Origin of the sequence: Amycolatopsis iheyensis, assembly GCF_024703995.1 — a bacterium.
Lineage (GTDB): Bacteria > Actinomycetota > Actinomycetes > Mycobacteriales > Pseudonocardiaceae > Amycolatopsis > Amycolatopsis iheyensis.
The window spans coordinates 53,279-74,412 of sequence record NZ_JAMXQV010000040.1; the positions used below are offsets into that span (position 1 = coordinate 53,279).

Annotated in this window: 19 protein-coding genes; 16 read left to right on the forward strand and 3 right to left on the reverse strand. The window is 72.6% G+C overall.

All coding sequences use genetic code 11. From position 1 onward, the window contains the following. Positions 1 to 229: 229 nt before the first annotated feature. Together M8542_RS45725 and M8542_RS45730 are read left to right on the forward strand one after the other, a co-directional pair. Positions 230 to 1,282, forward strand: coding sequence for a C40 family peptidase (locus tag M8542_RS45725; protein WP_257926687.1), 1,053 nt, complete (start codon positions 230 to 232; stop codon positions 1,280 to 1,282). Positions 1,283 to 1,426: 144 nt separating this feature from the next. Further along, complete coding sequence (locus M8542_RS45730; protein WP_257926688.1) at positions 1,427 to 2,584, forward strand: glycosyltransferase family 4 protein; 1,158 nt, start codon at positions 1,427 to 1,429, stop codon at positions 2,582 to 2,584. On the opposite strand, the gene M8542_RS45735 is transcribed toward M8542_RS45730, so the two are convergent. Next, entirely contained in the window at positions 2,581 to 3,204 is a 624-nt protein-coding gene (locus tag M8542_RS45735) for a nucleoside/nucleotide kinase family protein (protein ID WP_257926689.1), read from the reverse strand. The genes M8542_RS45730 and M8542_RS45735 overlap by 4 nt on opposite strands. A 64-nt stretch (positions 3,205 to 3,268) precedes the next feature. Between M8542_RS45735 and M8542_RS45740 the strand changes: the two genes are divergently transcribed. The 10 genes from M8542_RS45740 (at position 3,269) to M8542_RS45785 (ending at position 14,898) form a co-directional block, all read left to right on the forward strand. Next, complete coding sequence (locus M8542_RS45740) at positions 3,269 to 3,682, forward strand: SRPBCC family protein (RefSeq protein WP_257926690.1); 414 nt, start codon at positions 3,269 to 3,271, stop codon at positions 3,680 to 3,682. 24 nt (positions 3,683 to 3,706) lie between these two features. Further along, positions 3,707 to 4,909, forward strand: a complete 1,203-nt coding sequence (locus tag M8542_RS45745) for a cytochrome P450 family protein (protein ID WP_257926691.1) — start codon at positions 3,707 to 3,709, stop codon at positions 4,907 to 4,909. 17 nt (positions 4,910 to 4,926) lie between these two features. After that, positions 4,927 to 6,207, forward strand: coding sequence for an adenosylmethionine--8-amino-7-oxononanoate transaminase (locus tag M8542_RS45750; RefSeq protein WP_257926692.1), 1,281 nt, complete (start codon positions 4,927 to 4,929; stop codon positions 6,205 to 6,207). A 208-nt stretch (positions 6,208 to 6,415) separates the two neighbouring features. Continuing rightward, positions 6,416 to 8,647 carry a bifunctional SulP family inorganic anion transporter/carbonic anhydrase gene (locus tag M8542_RS45755; RefSeq protein ID WP_257926693.1) on the forward strand — a complete coding sequence of 744 codons (2,232 nt, stop codon included), beginning with the start codon at positions 6,416 to 6,418 and terminating at the stop codon, positions 8,645 to 8,647. A 267-nt stretch (positions 8,648 to 8,914) separates the two neighbouring features. Beyond that, positions 8,915 to 11,101: a SulP family inorganic anion transporter gene (locus tag M8542_RS45760; RefSeq protein WP_257926694.1), complete on the forward strand. Its 2,187-nt coding sequence runs from the start codon at positions 8,915 to 8,917 to the stop codon at positions 11,099 to 11,101. Positions 11,102 to 11,165: 64 nt separating this feature from the next. Continuing rightward, positions 11,166 to 11,885 (forward strand): dethiobiotin synthase, encoded by a 720-nt coding sequence (gene bioD, locus M8542_RS45765; protein ID WP_276588035.1) that lies wholly within the window; start codon positions 11,166 to 11,168, stop codon positions 11,883 to 11,885. A gap of 73 nt (positions 11,886 to 11,958) precedes the next feature. Further along, on the forward strand, positions 11,959 to 12,972 hold the full coding sequence (gene bioB, locus M8542_RS45770) for a biotin synthase BioB (protein ID WP_372508778.1): 1,014 nt from the start codon (positions 11,959 to 11,961) through the stop codon (positions 12,970 to 12,972). After that, positions 12,959 to 13,165, forward strand: a complete 207-nt coding sequence (gene bsaP, locus M8542_RS45775; protein ID WP_257926697.1) for a biotin synthase auxiliary protein BsaP — start codon at positions 12,959 to 12,961, stop codon at positions 13,163 to 13,165. The genes bioB and bsaP overlap by 14 nt, the downstream gene beginning before the upstream one ends. A gap of 59 nt (positions 13,166 to 13,224) precedes the next feature. Next, the gene (locus M8542_RS45780) at positions 13,225 to 13,821 is read left to right on the forward strand and encodes a DUF2567 domain-containing protein (RefSeq protein ID WP_257926698.1); all 597 of its coding nucleotides are present in this window, start codon (positions 13,225 to 13,227) and stop codon (positions 13,819 to 13,821) included. 42 nt (positions 13,822 to 13,863) lie between these two features. Beyond that, positions 13,864 to 14,898, forward strand: coding sequence for a M48 family metallopeptidase (locus tag M8542_RS45785; RefSeq protein ID WP_257926699.1), 1,035 nt, complete (start codon positions 13,864 to 13,866; stop codon positions 14,896 to 14,898). Here the strand turns inward: M8542_RS45785 and M8542_RS45790 are convergent, their stop codons facing one another. After that, positions 14,899 to 15,615, reverse strand: coding sequence for an LON peptidase substrate-binding domain-containing protein (locus M8542_RS45790; RefSeq protein WP_257926700.1), 717 nt, complete (start codon positions 15,613 to 15,615; stop codon positions 14,899 to 14,901). A gap of 41 nt (positions 15,616 to 15,656) precedes the next feature. After that, positions 15,657 to 16,289, reverse strand: coding sequence for an NUDIX hydrolase (locus M8542_RS45795; protein WP_257926701.1), 633 nt, complete (start codon positions 16,287 to 16,289; stop codon positions 15,657 to 15,659). Between the two features lie 111 nt (positions 16,290 to 16,400). Between M8542_RS45795 and nadA the strand changes: the two genes are divergently transcribed. From nadA to M8542_RS45815, 4 genes are all read left to right on the forward strand, one after another. Next, on the forward strand, positions 16,401 to 17,414 hold the full coding sequence (gene nadA / locus M8542_RS45800; RefSeq protein ID WP_257926702.1) for a quinolinate synthase NadA: 1,014 nt from the start codon (positions 16,401 to 16,403) through the stop codon (positions 17,412 to 17,414). Continuing rightward, entirely contained in the window at positions 17,411 to 19,054 is a 1,644-nt protein-coding gene (locus M8542_RS45805) for an L-aspartate oxidase (protein ID WP_257926703.1), read from the forward strand. Before nadA ends, M8542_RS45805 begins: the two co-directional genes overlap by 4 nt. Continuing rightward, entirely contained in the window at positions 19,051 to 19,944 is an 894-nt protein-coding gene (gene nadC / locus M8542_RS45810) for a carboxylating nicotinate-nucleotide diphosphorylase (RefSeq protein ID WP_257926704.1), read from the forward strand. Before M8542_RS45805 ends, nadC begins: the two co-directional genes overlap by 4 nt. A gap of 149 nt (positions 19,945 to 20,093) precedes the next feature. Beyond that, the coding region (locus M8542_RS45815; RefSeq protein ID WP_257926705.1) for an ALF repeat-containing protein at positions 20,094 to 21,134 on the forward strand (1,041 nt) is incomplete at its 3' end.

Below are 21,134 nucleotides of genomic sequence, written 5' to 3' on the forward strand. Positions count from 1 at the left end.
AACCTGTCCGAGATCTCGTGGCCCCTGGCCGTCGATAAGGGCGGCGACACGGGATCGCCGCCGGACGCAGCTTTGTCGGGAAGCTGGGAACCGGAACCACCACCGCGTGCCTTTCCTGTTGCAGGAGACCACGGCTTGCGGTGGGGGACAGCGGCGAAGAGGAACCCCCGACCTCTTCGTGCCCCGGGTCCCCGTCGGCGGCCGAGACGCAAAGGAGACCCGCGCGACCGTGCAGTCGCATCCAGTCAGGCGCGTGGTGTCAGGTGCCCTCGCCGCGGCTTCGGTGATCACCCTCGTCACCCTCGCCCAACCCACGGCCACCGCCGCCCCAGTCCCCGTCCTCCAGGCCCCGCCCACCGGTTCGGACGCCCTCGCCCAGTACCGCGACCTCGCGGCCCAGGCCGAAAAGCTCAACGAAGACCTGCTCAAGGCCCAGGACGACCTGAAGGCCAAGCAGGGTGAGCTCGACAAGGCCACCGGCGATGTCAACGCGGCGAAGGACTCGGCCGCGCAGGCGACCGAGAACCAGAAGAAGTACCAGACCGAGGTCGACAAGTTCGCCGGCGCGTCGTTCACCAGCGGCGTCCAGCTGAACAAGCTGTCCGCGCTGCTGGCCGGCACGTCCACGCAGGACTTCCTGGACCGCTCGTCGGCGCTCGAGGTCATCGCGACCGAGAAGAACGGCGCGATGGGCAACCTCACCGGCGCCGTCCAGCAGGCCACCGATGCCACGAACAAGGCGGCCGACGCGGCGAAGCGCGCGACGGACGCGCGTGACGCGGCGGCGAAGCTGACCGACGACATCAAGGCCAAGCAGAAGACGCTGAACGACCAGATCGACCAGCTCAAGGCGGCCAACAAGAGCCTGAGCGCGTTGGACAAGGCCGCCCAGAAGGACACCGGCGGCTCGCCCACCGGCCTCAAGGCCCCCACCGCGGCCGCCCAGACCGCGCTGGACGCGGCGCTGAGCAAGCTCGGCCGCCCGTACGGCTGGGGCGACACCGGGCCGAACTCGTTCGACTGCTCGGGCCTGATGCTGTGGGCCTACAAGCAGGCCGGCATCACGCTGCCCCGGTCGAGCCGCGAGCAGTCCACCTTCGGCGCCGCGGTGCCGCGGGACCAGCTGCAGCCGGGCGACCTCGTGTTCTACTACTCGCCCGTTTCGCACGTCGGCATGTACATCGGTGACGGCAAGATGGTCCACGCGCCCGACACGGGCGACGTGGTGAAGATCTCGCCGCTGCAGAGCCAGTACGCGGGCGCCCGCCGCCCCACGTCCTGACCTGAGCACCGAGAAGGGGCGGCACCGCACACGCGGTGCCGCCCCTTCGCCGTACACGTGTCATCCGAGGCTCCGCCTCGGGCCGGGGGCTTCGCCACCCGGACCCCCGAACGAAGAGGGGTGGGTGCCGCTAGCCTCTGGGGCGTGCTCAAGACCCTCCTCGTGACCAACGACTTCCCGCCGCGGCCCGGGGGGATCCAGAACTACCTGAACTCCCTCGCCACCCGGCTGCCGGCCGACGACCTGGTCGTCTACGCGCCGTCGTGGGAGTCGCGGACGGGGTCGCACGAGGAGTTCGACGCCGAGGCGCCGTTCGAGGTCGTCCGGCACCCGACGTCGCTGATGCTGCCCACACCGGACGTGCTCCGCCGCGCGAAGCAGATCATGCGCGCGAGGGACTGCGAAGCCGTCTGGTTCGGCGCGGCCGCGCCGCTTGCGTTGCTGGGGCATTCCCTGCGCCAGGCCGGCGCCCGGCGGATCGTGGCGTCCACGCACGGCCACGAAGTCGGCTGGTCCATGCTCCCGGGCTCGCGGCAGGCGCTGCGGCGCATCGGCGACACCGTGGACGTCGTCACCTACGTCAGCCGCTACACCCGCGGCCGGTTCGCCGCCGCCTTCGGCCGGATGGCCGGGCTGGAGCTGCTGCCGTCCGGAGTGGACACCGGACTGTACGAACCGGACCCCGCCGGCCGCGCGGAAATCCGGGCCCGCCACGGCCTGACCGACCGTCCGACAGTCGTCTGCGTGTCCCGGCTGGTGCCGCGCAAGGGCCAGGACCAGCTGATCCGCGCGCTGCCGAGGATCCGCGAGCGGGTCCCGGACGCGGCGCTGCTGATCGTCGGCGGCGGCCCGTACCGCAAGACGCTGAGCGGGCTGGTCACCGAGCTGGGCTTGGAGCGCGACGTCGTGCTCACCGGGTCGGTGCCGTGGGCGGAGCTGCCGGCGCACTACGCGGCGGGTGACGTCTTCGCGATGCCGGCCCGCACCCGCGGCAAGGGCCTCGACGTCGAAGGCCTCGGCATCGTCTACCTGGAAGCTTCGGCGACGGGCCTGCCCGTCGTCGCCGGCAACTCCGGGGGCGCGCCCGAGGCGGTGCTCGACGAGGTGACCGGGCACGTCGTCGAGGGCCGCGACACCGATCAGCTGGCCGAGACCCTGGCCAGCCTGCTCGCGGACCCCGTGCGGGCCCGCCGGATGGGCGAGGCCGGGCGCGCGTGGGTCACGGAGAACTGGCGCTGGGACACCATGGCCGCGCGGCTCTCCGGCCTGCTGGACGGCGATCCGGTGGCCGTCGTCCGCTAAGGCGTGTAGAGCGCCGGGTGCCGCGGGTCGTCGACGCGCACGACGACGTCGGCCAGCGCGCTCGGATCGACCTCCTCCTCGTAGCGCTCGTACGCCGGGACCGCCCAGGCTTCGGGCACGCGGCGGCGCAGCGCGGCGGGGGAGAGCCACAGGTGCACGGCCAGGTCGAAGGCCAGGCCGGCGCCGAGCAGCAGCTCGCCGTCGAGCAGCACCACGCCGCCTTCGGGCACCGGCACGCGCTCGGCGCGGGTCGCGCGGTCGCGTTCGGCGTCCCACAGCGAGGGCAGGACTTCGCCGGACCCGTCGTCGGCCAGCGGGTCGAGGACTTCGCGGCGCAGCGCCCCGAGGTCGAGCCAGTCGGTGTAGCGGGCGTCGGGGTTGGTGCGGCCGTGCTCGTAGCGCAGCGAGGCCGGGCGCAGGAAGTCGCGCGCGGACACGCGCAGGGCGGCGCGGCCGCGCAGGCGCAGCGGGTCGACCAGGGCGTCGGCGAGTTCTGTGGTTTCCGTCGCACCCGCCGCGCCGTCGACGGCGACCGCGATCCGGCGGCGCGCGGTGAGCGCGTCGACGCGTTCGGTCAGCTCTTCGGCCAGGACGGCGGGGGAAATCGGGCGGTAGCGCACGAGTGCTGATCCTGCACCCGGCCCGGGGACGGTTTTCGTCGTACCCCGATGGGATGATGCCGGTATGACTTCTTCAGTGGGGAAAACGGCCGCTGTGGGTTGGAACACAGGGGTTTCCCGCACGCTGCCGCACACCACCGAGACGGTGTGGGACTTCCTGGTCAGCCGCGAGGGCGTGGCGATCTGGCTCGGTCCCGGCGTCGAGCTGCCGCGTGAACCGGGCGCGGAGTACGAAACCGCGAACGGCACGGTCGGGGAGATCCGCAGCTTCGTCGAGCGCGACCGGGTGCGGCTCACCTGGCGCCCGAGCGACTGGGACCACGACTCGACGGTGCAGGTGCGCCTGAGCGGCACCGGGGCCAAGACCACGCTGCGGTTCCACCAGGAATGGCTTTCGGGCGCCGAGGAACGCGAGGAACAGCGGGCATACTGGCAGGACGTGACCGAACGCGTGGTGGCGGCGCTCGCCGAACGCTGACGCGTGCGACTGCCTGGGGGCGATATGACGAGAGTCGAAGTGGCCGAAGACTTCGCGCAGGACGCGCACGCGTTCTCGGAGCTGCTGCGCGGGGGCGGCGCGGTGCGCCGGGTCCGGATGCCCCGCGGCCTGGACTGCTTCGTCGTCACGGACTTCGCGCAGGCGCGGGCCCTGCTGGCGGATCCCCGGCTGCTGAAGGACAACGTCCGGGCCCGCGAGCTGTTCGAGGCCAAGCTGCCGCCGGGTGAGATGGTGCAGGGCGGCCTGGGGCAGGACCTGAGCTTCCACATGCTCAACTCCGACCCGCCGGACCACACGCGGCTGCGGAAGCTGGTCAACAAGGCGTTCACCGGGCGCACCGTCGCCCGGCTGCGGCCGCGCGTCGAGGAGATCACCGCTGACCTGCTCGACGAGCTGGCCGGGCAGGACCGGGTCGACCTGCTGCCGTCCTTCGCCGCGCCGCTGCCGATCACGGTGATCTGCGAGCTGCTCGGCGTGCGCGCGGAGGACCGCACCGAGTTCGCCGCGTGGTCCAAGACGATGCTGAGCGCCGCGAAGCCGGAGGCGATGCAGGCCGCGGCGCAGAACATGGTCGCCTACCTCACGGACCTGATCGCGCAGAAGCGCGCCGAGCCGGCCGCGGACCTGCTGTCGGACCTGGTGCACGCGACCGACGACGGCGACTCGCTGTCCGAGCCCGAGCTGATCTCGATGGCGTTCCTGCTGCTGGTCGCCGGGCACGAGACCACGGTCAACCTGATCGCCAACGGCGTGCTGGCGCTGCTGCGCGAGCCGGCGCAGCTGGCCCGGCTGCGTGCCGAGCCGGAGCTGCTGCCGAACGCGGTCGAGGAGCTCCTGCGCTTCGACGGCCCGATCCACCTGGCCACGCTGCGGTTCACCGCGGCGCCGGTCGAGGTCGGCGACGTGACGATCCCGGAGGGCGAGTTCGTGCTCGTCTCGCTGCTGGGCGCGAACCGGGACGCCGAGCGCTACCCGGAGCCGGACCGGCTGGACATCACCCGCGTGGTCGGCGGGCACCTGGCCTTCGGGCACGGCATCCATTACTGCGTCGGCGCGCCCCTGGCCCGGCTGGAGGCGGAGATCGCGCTGGGCGGGATCCTGACGCGGTTCCCCGACCTCGCGCTGGACGCGAAGCCGGACGAGCTGGTCTACCGGTACAGCTCCCTGGTGCACGGCCTGGAGTCGCTGCCGGTCCGGCTGCGCTGACGTCGTAGTGTCGGCGCATGGACTCCGCCGACCTGCTCGCCCTCGACGCCCAGCACGTGTGGCACCCCTACGCGCCCATGCCCGCGAAGGTGCCCTCGCTGCTGGTGACCGAGGCGAGTGGCGTACGGCTGAAGCTGGCCGACGGCCGGGAGCTGGTCGACGGGATGTCGTCGTGGTGGTCGGCCATCCACGGCTACCGGCACCCGGCGCTCGACGCCGCGCTCGCCGCGCAGGCCGGGCGGATGAGCCACGTCATGTTCGGCGGCCTCACGCACGAGCCGGCGATCACGCTCGCCAAGACCCTGGTCGACCTCACCCCGGACGGCCTCGAGCACGTCTTCCTGTGCGACTCCGGCTCGGTGTCGGTCGAGGTCGCGGCGAAGATGTGCCTGCAGTACCAGCGTTCCCGCGGCCTGCCGGCGAAGCGGCGGCTGCTCACCTGGCGCGGCGGCTACCACGGCGACACGTTCACGCCGATGAGCGTGTGCGACCCCGACGGCGGCATGCACTCGCTGTGGCGCGGGGTGCTGCCCGAGCAGGTCTTCGTGCCCGCGCCGCCGTCCGGCTTCGACACGCCGCCGGATCAGTCCTATGTGGACACCCTTGCGGCGGAAATCGCCACGCACGCCGGCGAACTGGCCGCGGTCATCGTCGAGCCGGTCGTGCAGGGCGCGGGCGGCATGCGGTTCCACCACCCCGAGTACCTGCGGGCGCTGCGGGAGCTGACCGAAGCGCACGACGTGCTGCTGATCTTCGACGAGATCGCGACCGGCTTCGGCCGCACCGGCACGCTGTTCGCGGCCGAGCACGCCGGCGTCACGCCGGACGTGCTGTGCCTCGGCAAGGCGTTGACGGGCGGCTACCTGAGCATGGCGGCGGCGCTGTGCACGCCCGAGGTGGCGGCCGGCATCTCGCGCGGCGAGCTCCCGGTCCTGGCGCACGGCCCGACGTTCATGGGCAACCCGCTGGCCTCGGCGGTGGCGAACGCGTCGCTGGAGCTCCTCGCCGCCGGCGGTTGGCGGAAGGACGTCACGCGTCTCGAAAAGGGACTTCTGGACGGCCTCGCGCCCGCGCGCGATCTGCCGGCCGTCACGGACGTCCGGGTGCTCGGCGGCATCGGCGTGCTGCAGCTGGATCACCCGGTGGACATGGCGGTGGCGACGGACGTGGTGACCGAGCAGGGGGCGTGGCTGCGGCCGTTCCGGGACCTGGTCTACGCGATGCCGCCCTACGTTTCGACCGACGACGACCTCGCCGTGATCACCCGCGCGATGCTCGCGGTCGCGGAAAAGGCGTGATTTCAGCACATCGGGTGTGACCACGCGCACACCGAGACCCGAAGGTCCCTCATCGTCGCGCTGCGTCGCGGAGCTTGCCCGGCACCACGCGAACGGCGGAGGCAGTCCGTGTGAAAAGTCCCGTCCGGCGGGCCGATCCCGTGCCGGGTCAAACGCGAGAAATGCTTGCGTAGCGGACTTTTCGCGGGGTTTCCGCGATCCTGCGTCCATGATCGAGATCGTTCGCGGCGAGCACGACACCGGCCCGCCCTCGCGCAAACCGTTCCTGGAAAACCTGAAACACGATGTCCTCGCTTCGATAGTCGTCTTCCTCGTCGCCGTCCCCCTTTCCCTCGGTGTGGCCTTCGCCGCCGGGGCGCCGTTGCTCTCGGGCCTGATCTCCGCCGTCGTCGGCGGGCTCGTCGCGAGCCTCTTCGGCGGGTCGCCCCTGCAGGTCAGTGGCCCGTCCGCCGCTCTCACCGTGGTGCTGGCCGACACGATCGCCACCTACGGCTGGCCCGCCACCTGCGCGATCACCGTCGCCGCCGGGCTGCTCCAGATCCTCTTCGGCCTGACCCGCCTCGCCCGCGCCGCGCTCGCCGTGTCGCCGGCCATCGTCCACGGGCTGCTCGCCGGCATCGGCGTCACGCTCGTGCTCGGGCAGCTGCACGTCGTCCTCGGCGGGTCGGCGCAGGGCTCCGCGCTGGCCAACGTCCTCGCGCTGCCCGGGCAGGTCGCCGGCCACCACGACGAGGCCGTGCTCATCGGGGTGGTCACCCTCGCCGTGCTGCTGGCCTGGCCACGCCTCCCGAAACCCGTCCGCCGCGTGCCCGCGCCGCTGGCCGCCGTCGCGCTGGCCACCGGCCTGTCCGTCGCGGCCGGCCTGACCCTGCCGCGCGTCGACCTCCCGGCCGGGCTGCCCACGCTGCAGCTCGTGCCGCGGCTGCCGGAGGGTGGCTGGGGCGGCTTCGCGCTCGCCGCGCTCACCATCGCGCTGATCGCCGGCCTGGAGAGCCTGCTGTCGGCGGTGTCGGTCGACAAGCGCCGCGGCGGCCCCCGCACCGACCTAGACCGCGAGCTGATCGGGCAGGGCGCGGCGAACGTCGCCGCGGGCGCGCTCGGCGGGTTCCCGGTCACCGGCGTGATCGTGCGCAGCATGACCAACTACGAGGCCGGCGCGCGCACCCGGACGTCGTCGCTGCTGCACTGCGTCTGGATCCTCGCCGCGTGCCTGCTGTTCACCGGCGTGCTGCGGCTGATCCCGCTCGCCGCCCTGGCCGCGTTGCTGGTGTACGTCGGCGCGAAGCTCGTGAACCTCAACGGGCTCAAGGAAGTCCGGCGTCACGGCGACCTGCCGGTGTACGCCGTCACGCTGTTCGGCGCGGTCGCGGTCAACCTGCTCACCGGCGTCGCCGCGGGCATCCTGCTGGCGCTCGCCCTGATGTTGCGGCGGATGATCTTCTCCGGCATCCACGTCGAGAAAGATGGTGAGCGCCACCGGATCGTCATCGAAGGCGCGCTGACGTTCTTGTCCGTGCCGCGGCTGACCCGGGTGCTCGCCGAGGTGCCCCCGCACGCCGAGGTCACCCTCGAGCTGCTCGTCGACTACCTCGACCACGCCGCGTTCGACTGCCTGCGCGGCTGGCAGCGGGCGCACGCCGGACCGGTGACGGTCGACGAGATCGGCCACCCGTGGTTCGAACGCGGCAGCGCCGGCGCGCCGACCGTGCGCCGCAGCGTCGCCGCCCGAGTCGTCCCGCGGTGGCTCGCGCCGTGGTCGGAGTGGCAGGCGGAGCACGTCGTGCTGCCGGCCCAGCGCACGGCCAGCTCGCTGCTGTGCCGCGGTGCTTCGGAGTTCCAGCGCCGCACCGCGCCGCTGCTGCGCGACACGTGGAGCGGGCTCGCGCACGGCCAGCAGCCGCACACGCTGTTCATCACCTGCGGCGACGCGCGGATCGTGCCCAACCTGATCACCACGAGCGGGCCCGGGGACCTGTTCACCGTGCGGAACATCGGCAACCTGGTGCCCCCGGCGGACGGCGACGATTCGTCGGTCGGCGCGTCGATCGAGTACGCGGTCGGGGTGCTCGGTGTCGCGGAGATCGTGGTGTGCGGGCATTCCGGCTGCGGCGCGATGAAGGCGCTGCTCGGCCAGGCGCCGGAAGGCCTGGTGCAGCTCGGGAGCTGGCTGCGCCACGGCGAGGCGACGCTGCGGCGACGCGCGCGGGAAGCGCCGTTGCTGCTCGGCGGTGCGCGGCCGGCCGCGGAGGCGGACCAGCTCGCGCTGCAGAACGTCGTGCAGCAGCTGGAAACCCTGCGCGGCTACCCGGTGGTGACCGCGGCGCTGGCCCGCGGCGCGCTCCGGCTGACCGGGATGTACTTCGACGTCGGCGCCGCCCAAGTGTCCCTTTTGGACGATGGCGTACGGGGCTTCGTCCCGGCGGGCGCGCTGGAGCACTGACCCGGAGCGCCCCAATGTGGCGTTCGGTGCGTCTGACGCACCGAACGCCACATTGGGTGCGTCTGACGCACCCAATGCCACATTGGGGCGTTTGGGCGGGCCCGGAACCTCTTGTGTCGTACCGGATTCAACTGTCGTGCGATCGAAATCGAGCGTGTGAACGGCGCGTTAACGCTCTGCCCGATTTGTGACATTCAGGCTAAATGTGGCCAGTTGTTCACTCGATCGAGTGGTGCATAGCGGACATTTCACACGATTTCCGGTTGCATGGTGATCATGAGACCCCTCGCCGTGCTCCGCCACGACCTGCCGGCCTCACTGGTCGTCTTCCTCGTAGCCGTACCCCTGTCCCTCGGCATCGCCCTCGCTTCGGGCGCGCCGGTCGCCGCCGGGCTGGTGGCCGCCGTCGTCGGCGGCGTCGTCGCCGGCTCGCTCGGCGGCTCCGCGCTCCAGGTGAGCGGGCCCGCCGCCGGCCTGACCGTCGTCATGGCCGAAACCATCCAGACGTTCGGGTGGGCCGTCACCTGCGCGATCACCGTCGCCGCCGGCGCACTGCAGGTCCTGCTCGGGCTGAGCCGGATCGCCCGCGCCGCGCTGGCCATCTCGCCGGCCATCGTGCACGGCATGCTGGCCGGCATCGGTGTCACCATCGTGCTCGGCCAGCTGCACGTCATCCTCGGCGGCAAGGCCCAGAGCTCCGCGCTGGAGAACATCGCCGAGCTGCCCGGCCAGATCGTCGCCCACCACGACTCCGCCGCCATCATCGGCCTGCTCACGATCGCGATCCTGCTGATCTGGCCGAGGCTGCCGAAGGCCGTCAAACGCGTGCCAGGACCGCTGGCCGCGATCGCCACCGCCACCGTCCTGTCCGTGGTCACCGGGATGACCCTGCCGCGCGTCGAGCTGCCCGGTGACCTGCTGAACGTCCACCTCGTCCCGCAGCTGCCCGAAGGTGGCTGGGGCGCGTTCGCGCTCGCCGTCGTCACCATCGCCCTGATCGCCAGCGTGGAGAGCCTGCTCTCGGCGGTGGCGGTCGACCGCCTGCACACCGGCCCGCGCGCCAACCTCGACCGCGAGCTGGTCGGGCAGGGCGCGGCCAACATGCTCTCCGGGGCGCTCGGCGGGCTGCCGGTCACCGGCGTCATCGTCCGCAGCTCCACCAACGTCGCCGCCGGTGCGAAGAGCCGGCTGTCGGCGGTGCTGCACGGCGTCTGGGTGCTGGTGTTCGTCGTCCTGCTCGCCGGGCTGATCCAGAGCATCCCGCTGGCCGCGCTGGCCGGCCTGCTCGTGCACGTCGGCGCGAAGCTGGTCAACCCCGGGCACCTGAAGACCGTCCTGGCCCACGGCGACCTGCCCGTCTACCTGGTCACCCTCGGCGGGGTCGTGGTGTTCGACCTGCTCACCGGCGTGCTCGCCGGGATCGGGCTGGCGCTGGTGCTCATGCTGCGCCGGACGCTCTGGTCGGGCATCCACGTCGAACGGGAGGGCGACGACTGGCGCGTGGTCGTCGAAGGCGTCCTGACGTTCCTGTCGGTGCCGCGGCTGTCGAAGGTGCTGGGCGCCGTCCCGGCCGAGGCGGCGGTGCGGCTGGAGCTGGTCGTCGACTACCTCGACCACGCCGCGTTCGAAAGCCTCACCACCTGGCAGCAGGCGCACGAGCGCGCCGGCGGCACCGTCGACGTCGACGAGGTCGGCCACCCGTGGTTCGGCGAGGGCAAGGCCGGGCGGCCGACGCGGTCGCGGCTCGCCGCGAGCCGGGCGGTGCCGCGCTGGCTCGCGCCGTGGTCGGAGTGGCAGGCGGCGGAATCCACCGGGGGCATCCCGGCCCAGCAGACCCGCCGCGGCGCCACCGAGTTCCACCGCCGCGCGGCGCCCCTGCTGCGCGACACGCTGTCCGGCCTCGCCGACGGCCAGCGCCCGCGCACGCTGTTCATCACCTGCGGCGACTCCCGGATCGTGCCGAACCTGATCACCACCAGCGGCCCGGGTGACCTGTTCACGATCCGCAACATCGGCAACCTCGTCCCGCCGGAGCAGGCCGACCCGTCGATGAACGCGTCGATCGAGTACGCGGTGGGCGTGCTCGGGGTGGCGGAGATCGTGGTGTGCGGCCACTCGGGCTGCGGCGCGATGGCGGCGCTGGCCGACGGGCCGCCACCGGGGCCGCTGGCGGTCTGGCTCCGGCACGCGGAGCCGAGCGCGCACCGCACCGGCTCGGCCACGATCGACGGCGGCGTCCCGGAGCGCGAGGGTGACCGGCTGGCCCTGCACAACGTGCTCCAGCAGCTGGAGCACCTGCGGCAGTACCCGGCGGTGGCCGCCGCCGAGTCGGCCGGGAACCTGCAGCTGACCGGGATGTACTTCGCGGTCGGGACCGCGCAGGTGTACCTGTTCGACGCCGCCGAGCGGACCTTCCGGCCGGCCGGCGCCCCGGTGCCGGTGCCGGGAGCCTGACCTGCGCTTCCGGTGCCCGCGTGCGGGCCCGGTCCCCGGGTCACTAAGTTGATGGTCCGTGACCATGCTGGTGATGACGGGGACCGGGACCGGGGTCGGCAAGACGATCACCACGGCGGCGATCGCGGCGCTCGCGGTGGACGGCGGGCAGCGGGTCGCCGTGCTCAAGCCCGCCCAGACCGGCGTACGGCCCGACGAGCCCGGCGATCTCGCCGACGTCCGGCGGCTCGCCGGGGACAGCGTCACCACGCTCGAGCTGAGCCGGTACCCCGACCCGCTCTCGCCGGAGGCCGCCGCGCGCCGCAGCGGGCTGCCGACGCTCGACCCCGGTGAGATCGCGCAGGCGGCGTCGGACCTCGACACCGGGCACGACCTCACCCTGATCGAGGGCGCCGGCGGGCTGCTGGTGCGCTTCGACGGCACCGGGGCCAGCCTCGCCGACGTCGCGTGGTCGCTCGGGTCGCTCGTGATCATCGTCGCCGAAGCCGGCCTGGGCACGCTCAACGCGACCGCGCTCACCGCCGAGGTCGCCACCAAGCGCGGGCTGACCGTCGCCGGCGTCATCATCGGCGCCTGGCCGGCCGAGCCCGACCTCGCGGCGCTGTCCAACCTCGAGGACCTGCCCGTCGCGGCCGGCGCGCCGCTGTTGGGGGTGCTGCCCGAGGGCCTGGGCAAGGCGTCGCCCGAAGAGTTCCTCGCCGCGGCGCGGGCCGGGCTTTCGCCGTGGTTCGGCGGCGAGTTCGACCCCGAACTGTTCGCAGGGTGCGCTTCCGCCGAGAAGTGACCTGCGTCGCTGTCCCCTCGCCGGACCGTCAGGCACGATGAGGGACGTTTCCGCCACAACCAAGGAGCAGCCCGTGACCGCAGTCCCGGACACCGATGTCCTCGCCTACGCGCGCGAGCACGTCCTCGAAAACGGCGTCGGCCTGGGCGAAGCCGAGGTCCTCGAGGTGCTGCGGCTGCCCGACGACCGGCTGCCCGACCTGCTCGCCCTGGCCCACGACGTGCGGATGCGCTGGTGCGGGCCCGAGGTCGAGGTCGAGGGCATCATCAGCCTCAAGACCGGCGGCTGCCCGGAGGACTGCCACTTCTGCTCGCAGTCCGGCCGGTTCCCGACGCCGGTGCGCTCGGCCTGGCTGGACATCCCGAACCTGGTCAAGGCCGCCCGCCAGACCGCCGAGACCGGCGCGACGGAGTTCTGCATCGTCGCCGCCGTCCGCGGCCCGGACAAGCGCCTGCTCTCGCAGGTCCGCGAGGGCGTGAAGGCGATCCGCGAGGACGGCAACGACATCCAGATCGCCTGCTCGCTCGGCATGCTCACGCAGGAGCAGGTCGACGAGCTCGTCGAGATGGGCGTGCACCGCTACAACCACAACCTCGAGACCGCGCGCTCGCACTTCCCCGAGGTCGTCACCACCCACACGTGGGAAGAGCGCGCGGACACGCTCCGGATGGTCGCGAAGGCGGGCATGGAGGTCTGCTGCGGCGGCATCATCGGCATGGGGGAGACGGTCGAGCAGCGCGCGGAGTTCGCGGTGCAGCTGGCCGAGCTGAGCCCGCACGAGGTGCCGATGAACTTCCTCATCCCGCAGCCGGGCACGCCGTACGAGCACTTCGAGATCGTCGAGGGCAAGGACGCGCTGCGCACGGTCGCGGCGTTCCGGCTCGCGATGCCGCGCACGATGCTGCGCTTCGCCGGCGGCCGCGAGCTGACGCTGGGCGACCTCGGCGCGGAGCAGGGCATGCTCGGCGGGATCAACGCGATCATCGTCGGCAACTACCTGACGAACCTGGGCCGCCCGGCCAGTGCGGACCTGGAGATGCTGGACGAGCTGAAGATGCCCATCAAGGCGCTCAGTGACAGCCTCTGACGCACCCGCTTTCTGTGTCCACTGTGGACAGGAGTCGCCGTCCGGCGCAGACCACCCCGCGTGCCACAACCCCCGGACGGCGCTGGAGCCCCCGCGGTTCTGCACGTACTGCGCCCGCCGGCTGGTGGTCCAGGTGAGCCCGCTGGGCTGGACGGCCAAGTGCAGCCGGCACGGCGACACGGCCAGCGGCTGACACGCGCTTCGCACGGACCGGTTACCCTCGGTCGCAGCATCTCACAGGAGGGAGTCCGGGTGAGTGAGACGTCGGGGCCCGCGCACCGGCCGTCGGCCGTGCCGGGGCCGTGGTCGGTGCCCGTGCTGGTCCGGGAGCGGCGGCCGAAGGTCGTCGTCAAGGCCGACCTGCTGCCCGCCGTGAGCGTGCTCGGGACCCTCAGCCTGCTGAGCTTCCCGCTCGCCTTCGTCTGGTCGCGGATCGCGCCGCCGGAACGCGTGCGCATCATCGGCTCCGACGGCACCCAGGGCGCCCTCGAGCTGGAGAGCTGGCACCGCTTCGACGACCTCGCCGTCTTCGGGTTCCTCACCCTCGGGATCGGGATCGTGGTCGGCGTCGTCACCTGGCTGATGCGGGAGCGGCGCGGCCCGGTCGTGTTCCTCGCCGCGCTGCTCGGCGTCGCGCTCGCGGGCGTGCTGGCCATGCTGCTCGGCGTCGGCTGGGCGAACAGCCACTACGCGATCGACACCGCGCCGGCGCTCGGCTCGGTGATCGAGCTCGCGCCGCGCCTGGAGTCGTGGTGGGTGCTGCTGACCGGCCCGCTCGGCGTCTCGGTGACCTACACGCTGCTGGTCACCTGGAACGGCCGCGACGATCTGGGCCGCCGCCTCGGCTGACGATCTTCCCCTAAGGTGGTGGCCTCGACCACAGGGGGATCAGTGACCGAAGACATCGAGGTTTCGCGGCACAACGCCGTCCGCTTTCCCGGCATCAGCCCGCGCGCGTACGAGCACCCGGTGGACCGTGGCGCGCTCGCGACGCTGCGCGCGGTGCCCGGCTTCGCGCAGGTCGTCAAGGCCGTTTCGGGCTTCTACAACGAGCGCGGCGAGCGGCTGATGGCGCTGGCGTCGTCGATCCGGGTCGGGCCGAAGCAGTACCCGGAGCTCGACCGCCTGCGCCACGAATGCGCCGAGACGCTCGACCTGCCCGCGGTGCCGAACCTGTTCGTCTACCAGGACCCGCGCATCCAGGCGTCGGCGGTCGGCATGGACGAGCCGTTCATCCGGGTCAGCACCGGGCTCGTCGAGCTGATGAGCCACGAGTCGCTGCGGTTCGCGATCGGGCACGAGATGGGGCACGTGCTGTCCGGGCACACGGTCTACCGCACGATCATGGTGCGCCTGATCGGCCTGCAGATGTCGCTGTCGTGGACGCCGGTGAGCGCGCTCGGCATCCGGGCGATCATCGCGGCCCTGCGCGAGTGGTACCGCAAGGCCGAGCTGTCCTGCGACCGCGCCGGGCTGCTGTGCGGCCAGGACCCGACGGCGGCGTTGCGCGCGCAGATCCAGATCGCCGGCGGCGTCGACCCGGCTCGCATCGACATCCCGTCGTTCCTGCAGCAGGCGACCGAGTACGAGTCGGTCGAGGACATCCGCGACAGCTTCCTCAAGCTCAAGTTCGTCGAGACGGAGACGCACCCGTTCGCCGTGGTCCGCGCGGCCCAGCTGCAGAAGTGGGCGGCGTCGGAGGAGTACCGCGCGATCCTGGCCGGCGACTACCCGCGCCGCGACGACGACACCCCGACGTCGGACTGGAAGGACGACCTGAAGTCGGCGGCGAAGTCGTACAAGGACTCGTGGAACAGCTCCACCGACCCGCTGACGAAGGTGTTCAGCGACGTCGGCGAGGCGGTTTCGGGCGCGGCGGGCAAGGTGTGGAACAAGTTCGGGAACGGCAACGGCGCCGCGGAGTGATCAGTTGAGGCTGGCCGGGCGGCTCAGGTCGGTGAGCTCGCTCGGCGGCAGCGGCACCGCGCCGAGGGTGTCGAGGAAGCCCGCCTCCCGCGTCAGCAGCCGGCAGGCGATGCGGAGCCGGCGCAGCGGGTGGCGCTCCTCGAGCAGCCGCTGGCGGTCTTCCAGCGGCAGCAGGCAGTCGGCGGCCAGCTGGTAGGCCAGCTCGGCGAGGTCGGTCGCCGGGTCGGGGGTGTGCCAGTCGTCGCTGCGCCACGCCGTTTCGCAGTAGCGCCGGTGTGCCGTGCGGGCGACGGCCGCCAGGCGTTCCGCCATGTCTCCCGAGGGTGACACGGGGTCGTCGTCGACCCACTCGACCGTCGCGATCAGGTACGGCGCCGAGGTGCAGTCGAGCTCGCGCAGCCGGAAGCGGCGCTGGGCCTGCGTGACGACGTCGAACCGGCCGTCCGGCAGGCGCTTGGCCTCGCGCAGGATCGTGCTGCAGCCGATCTCGTACAGCTGGTCCAGACCACGGACCTCGCGGGTCAGCGACGAGCGCAGGGCGACGACACCGAACTCGCGCCCCGGCACCGTGCCGCTGACGAGGTCGGCGGTCAGCTGCCGGTACCGCGGCTCGAAGATGTGCAGCGGCAGCTTGGTTCCCGGGAGCAGAACGGTCTGCAACGGGAACAACGGCAGCAAGGTCGTCGTCGCGTCGCTATCCGATTCCGGCTCTGTCACGCGCTCCACGGTAGAGGGAGAACGCCTCCGCCGCAGGATGGTCACCGACTCGGCGGCTTGAACACCGCGAACGGATCCGTCACTTGCATGCCTTTGCCCGCGAAGGAGAACAACGCCGCGGGTCGCCCACCCGCGCGCCCCGGTGGCGCCGTGTGACCAGTGGGAACCAGCAGCCCGCGCCGGGAGAGCACGCGCTGCAGGTTGGTCGCCGAGACCCGGTAGCCCAGGGCCGCCGAGTACAGCCCGCGCAGCGCGGAAATCGTGAACTCGTCGGGCGCCAGGGCGAACCCGAGGTTGGTGTAGGAGAGCTTCGAACGCAGCCGGTCGCGGGCCCGCAGCACGATCGCTTCGTGGTCGAACGCCGTGCGCGGCAGCTTCGCGACGTCGTGCCACTCGGTGTCCTCGGGCACCTCGGGGTCGACGTCGGAAGGAACCAGTGCGAGGAACGCCGTCGCCACCACGCGCGGCCCGGGCACCCGGCTCGGGTCGCTGAACACCGCGAGCTGCTCGACGTGCTTCAGCTGCCGGACGTCGACCTTCTCCTTGAGCTGGCGCCGGACCGACGTCTCGACGTCCTCGTCGGGCCGCAGCCGGCCGCCCGGCAGCGACCAGCGGCCGAGGTGCGGGTCGAGCGCGCGGCGCCACAGCAGCACCCGGAGTGTGTCCGAGCGCACTTGAAGGACCGCGCCCAAAACCTCGTGGGCCAAGGGGGTCTGGGTGTTAAGATGACTTCGCACGGTTTTCGATTGTAAGGCGAAAACCCGCGACGGTCCAGGAGGGCCAAGATGACCACCACGTTGGTTCCGGAAGGCCTCACCCCGTTCGGCGGGGTCGAGGCGAACGCGGCCTGGGCGGAGGAGGTGCGGCGCCTGGCGAAGCAGCGCGACGCGGTCCTGCTCGCGCACAACTACCAGGTCCCGGAGATCCAGGACATCGCCGACCACACCGGCGACTCCCTCGCGCTCAGCCGGATCGCGGCGAGCAGCGACGCGTCCACCATCGTCTTCTGCGGCGTGCACTTCATGGCCGAGACCGCGAAGATCCTCGCCCCGGAGAAGACCGTCCTGATCCCGGACGCGCGGGCCGGCTGCTCGCTCGCCGACTCCATCACCGGCGCCGAGCTGCGGGCCTGGAAGGCCGAGCACCCGGGCGCGGTGGTCGTCTCCTACGTCAACACCACGGCCGAGGTGAAGGCCGAGACCGACATCTGCTGCACGTCGTCCAACGCGGTCGACGTCGTCGCCTCCATCCCCGCTGACCAGGAAGTCCTCTTCCTGCCGGACCAGTTCCTCGGCGCGCACGTCAAGCGCGTGACCGGCCGGGAGAACATGCACATCTGGGCCGGGGAGTGCCACGTCCACGCCGGTATCAACGGCGCCGAGCTGGCCGAGCGCGCGGCTTCGAACCCGGACGCGGACCTGTTCATCCACCCCGAGTGCGGCTGCGCGACGTCGGCGCTCTACCTGGCCGGCGAGGGCGCCGTGGCGCCGGAGCGGGTCAAGATCCTCTCCACCGGCGACATGGTCCACGAGGCCCGTGACACGAAGGCCAAGACCGTGCTGGTGGCCACCGAGATCGGCATGATCCACCAGCTGCGCAAGGCCGCGCCGGGCATCGACTTCCGCGCGGTGAACGACCGCGCGTCCTGCCGGTACATGAAGATGATCACCCCCGCCGCGCTGCTGCGGTGCCTGCGCGAGGGGCTCGACGAGGTCCACGTCGACCTCGAGACGGCCGCCCGTGCGAAGGCTTCGGTGCAGCGGATGATCGAGATCGGGCAGCCTGGCGGCGGAGAATGACCACGCCGGTTAATGATTCACAGGCGAAAACCCCGGTCTGGGAAGCGCGTGCGGACCTGGTCGTGGTCGGCAGCGGTGTCGCCGGCCTGACGGCGGCCCTGCGCGCGCAGACGCTCGGGTTGCACGTCCTGGTGGTCACCAAGGCCGCGGTCGAGGACGGCAACACGCGCTGGGCCCAGGGCGGCGTCGCCGTGGTCATGGCAGACCAGCACGACCTCGACGACTCGGTCGCCAAGCACGCGGCGGACACCTTCACCGCGGGCGCCGGGCTGGTCGACGAGGCCGCCGCCCGCTCGATCCTCGACGGCGGCCCGGCGGCCGTCGCCCGGCTGCGGGCGGACGGCGCGCGGTTCGACGCCGCGGAGGGCGGGCTGCTGGCGCGGGCCCGCGAGGGCGGGCACAGCGCGTTCCGGGTCATCCACGCCGGTGGCGACGCGACCGGCGCCGAGGTCGAACGCGCTCTGGTCGCGCAGGCCGGCCAGGCGCGGGTGCCGGTCCTGGAACACCACATCGCCGTCGACGCGCTGCGCACGCCGGGTGGCCGGGTCGCGGGCCTCACCGTGCTCGACCGCAACGGAGTCCCCGGCGTCGTCCGCGCTTCGGCCGTGCTGCTGGCCAGTGGCGGGATCGGACAGCTCTACCAGGCGACGTCGAACCCGGAGATGGCCACCGGCGACGGGATCGCGCTCGCGCTGCGGGCCGGGGCGAGCGTGGCGGACATCGAGTTCGTCCAGTTCCACCCGACCGTCCTGTACACCCCGGGCGCGCGGGGACGCTGCCCGCTGGTCACCGAAGCCGTGCGCGGCGAGGGCGCGACGCTGGTCGACGGCGCCGGCGCTTCGGTCATGCGCGGTGTGCACCCGCTCGGCGACCTGGCGCCCCGCGACGTCGTCTCGGCGGCGATCACCCGCCGGATGGCGACCGCGCCGGGCGGCGTCGACGACCACGTCTTCCTCGACGCGACCGGCGTTCCCGGGTTCGCGGCGCGGTTCCCGACGGTGTCCGCAGCGTGTGCGGCACTGGGGATCGACCCGGCGTCGGACCCGATCCCGGTGGTGCCGGCGGCGCACTTCTCGTGCGGTGGCGTGGTGACCAGTGCCGACGGCCGCTCGTCGGTGCCGGGGCTGTACGCCGCGGGTGAGGTCGCGCGGACCGGGCTGCACGGCGCGAACCGGCTGGCGTCCAACAGCTTGCTCGAAGGCCTGGTCGTCGGGCAGCGGGTCGCGGAGGCCGTCGCGGCGGACCTCGCCGCGGGCCTGCTGGCCGATCCGGCGCGCGGGCGGCTGCCTTCGTGGACGACCGCGCCGGCCGCGTCGCGTGATTCGCTGCAGCGCGTGATGAGCCGGTACGCCGCGATCGGCCGCGACGCCGACGGGCTCGCCGCCGCGGTTTCGGTCCTCGACCTGTCCGCACAGGACAGTCCGTTGTGGACGCAGGCGGCCGTGGAGGACGCGGCGTTGACCGTGGTGGCGCAGGCGTTGCTCGCCGCGGCCGTCCGGCGCACCGAGTCGCGCGGCTGCCACGTGCGGTCCGACTTCCCCTCGCTCGACGAGAACTGGCGGCGCAGTCAGCTCATCCGGCTCAGCCCGTCCGGCCAGCCGGTGCTGGCCGACCCGATCCCCCTGGAGGGCGTGGCATGACTTTCCCGATCTCCGAACCGGTCCTGCGCCGGATCGCCGCCGTCGGCCTCGACGTCGAGGACGTGACGCGGGTGGTTTCGACGGCGCTGGCCGAGGACCTGCGGTACGGGCCCGACGCGACGACCGCGTCGACGGTGCCCGCGGCGGCGACCGCGGTGGCCGAGCTGACCCCGCGCGTCGACGGCGTGGTCGCCGGGCTGCCGGTGGCGCTGGCGGTGTTCGACATGGTGCTGGGCTCGGCGTACGAGGTGCTGGCCGCGCGTGAAGACGGCGAGCGGCTGGTCGCGGGGGAGCCCGCGTTGGTGCTGCGCGGTCCGGTGCGCGGGTTGCTCACCGCCGAGCGCACGGCCTTGAACCTGCTGTGCCACCTCTCCGGCGTCGCCACCGCGACGGCCGCCTGGGTGTCCGAAGTAGACGGAACCGGCTGCGCGATCCGCGACTCCCGCAAGACGTTGCCGGGGCTGCGGCTGCTGCAGAAGTACGCCGTCCGCTGCGGTGGCGGGGTGAACCACCGGCTCGGGCTGGGCGACGCGGTGCTGATCAAGGACAACCACGTCGTCGCCGCGGGTTCGGTGACCGCCGCGCTGGCCGCGGCCCGGGCGCACGCGCCGGAGCTGGCGTGCGAGGTGGAGGTCGACACGCTCGAGCAGCTGGCGGAGGCGCTGGCCGCGGCCGCGGACGAGGTGCTGCTGGACAACTTCACGCCGGAGCAGTGCCGCGTCGCGGTGGTGAGCCGCGACGAGGTTTCCCCCAAGACGCGGCTGGAATCCTCCGGTGGCCTCACCCTCGACCGCGGCCGGGCCTACGCCGAGTCCGGTGTGGACTACCTGTCGGTGGGCGGGCTGACCCATTCGTCCCCGGCGCTCGATTTGGGGATGGACCTGCGCTGACGCACGTTTCGTCCGGCTCGTCCCGGCGGTGATGTCGATCACCGCTGTTCGGCGGTTGACCGGGCTGTGATCCCTCCGGTACTCATCGATCTGCGCGAATGCCGGTCGGTGGAGCTGTCCACGACGGCAGTTCACTGAGGGGGACTCACGTGCGTGTGACGAACACCCGGCTTCGTGCCGGGTTGATGGTCGTGTTGACGGCGGCGCTGGGCGTCGGCGGGATCACCGTCCCGCCGGCCGCCCAGGCGGCGGAAAGCCGGCCCGCGGCGGCGGCCGCGGAAAGCGCTGCACCGGCCGTGGACCGGTTGCGGGTGCTGCGGTTGTGGCAGCTCGCCGGCCCGGCGACCAAGCAGGACGCGGCGGCCGCGCTGACCGGCACGGACGCCGACGTGACGCGGTTCCTGACGTCGCTCCGGGGCGCGGACGCCACGATCGACCGCACTGTGCAGGTCAGCCGGCTGATGTCGGCCGGCGGCGTCGCGACGCGGTCGGCCGGGCAGCAGGCGCTCGACGCCGGCACCGACGACGCGTTGAGCGTGTTCCTGGACACCGGCTGGAAGACGCCGTACGGGATCGACTTGAGCGTGCGGGTCAGCCAGGTGATGTCCGCCGGCGGCGCGCAGGTGAAGAAGGCCGGGCAGCAGGCCCTGGACGCCGGCACCGACGAGGCGCTGAAGGCGTTCCTGGATTCCGGGTGGCAGACGCCGTTCGAGATCGACCAGACGGTCAAGGTCAGCCAGGCGATCTCGGGCGGTGGCCCCGAGGTGAAGAAGGCCGGGCAGCAGGCGCTGGACGCGGGCACCGTGGACGCGCTGAACCAGTTCCTCACCGTCGACCTCCCGGTGGCGCAGTCGCGTGACGCGGAAACGACGTCCATCGCGCAGCTGGTGGCCACGGCGAAGGCGGCCTCGGCGCAGGCCGCGGCCGAAACCGAGCAGGCGAAGCAGGAATCCGACCGCGCGATCGTGGAAGCCGCGGCCGCGATGAAGGCCGCTCAGGCCGCCAAGGACGCCGCGGCGGCCGCGCAGGGACACGCCGGCGAGGCCACGGACGCGGCGAACCGGGCCGCGTACGCGGCCGACCAAGCGGCGTTCACGGCGCGCAAGGCGATCGGCGCGGCCAACGCCGCGTCCCGTTCGGCGCACACCGCGGCGGTGGCCGCCGCACGGGCGGCCGCCGCGGCCGGCCAG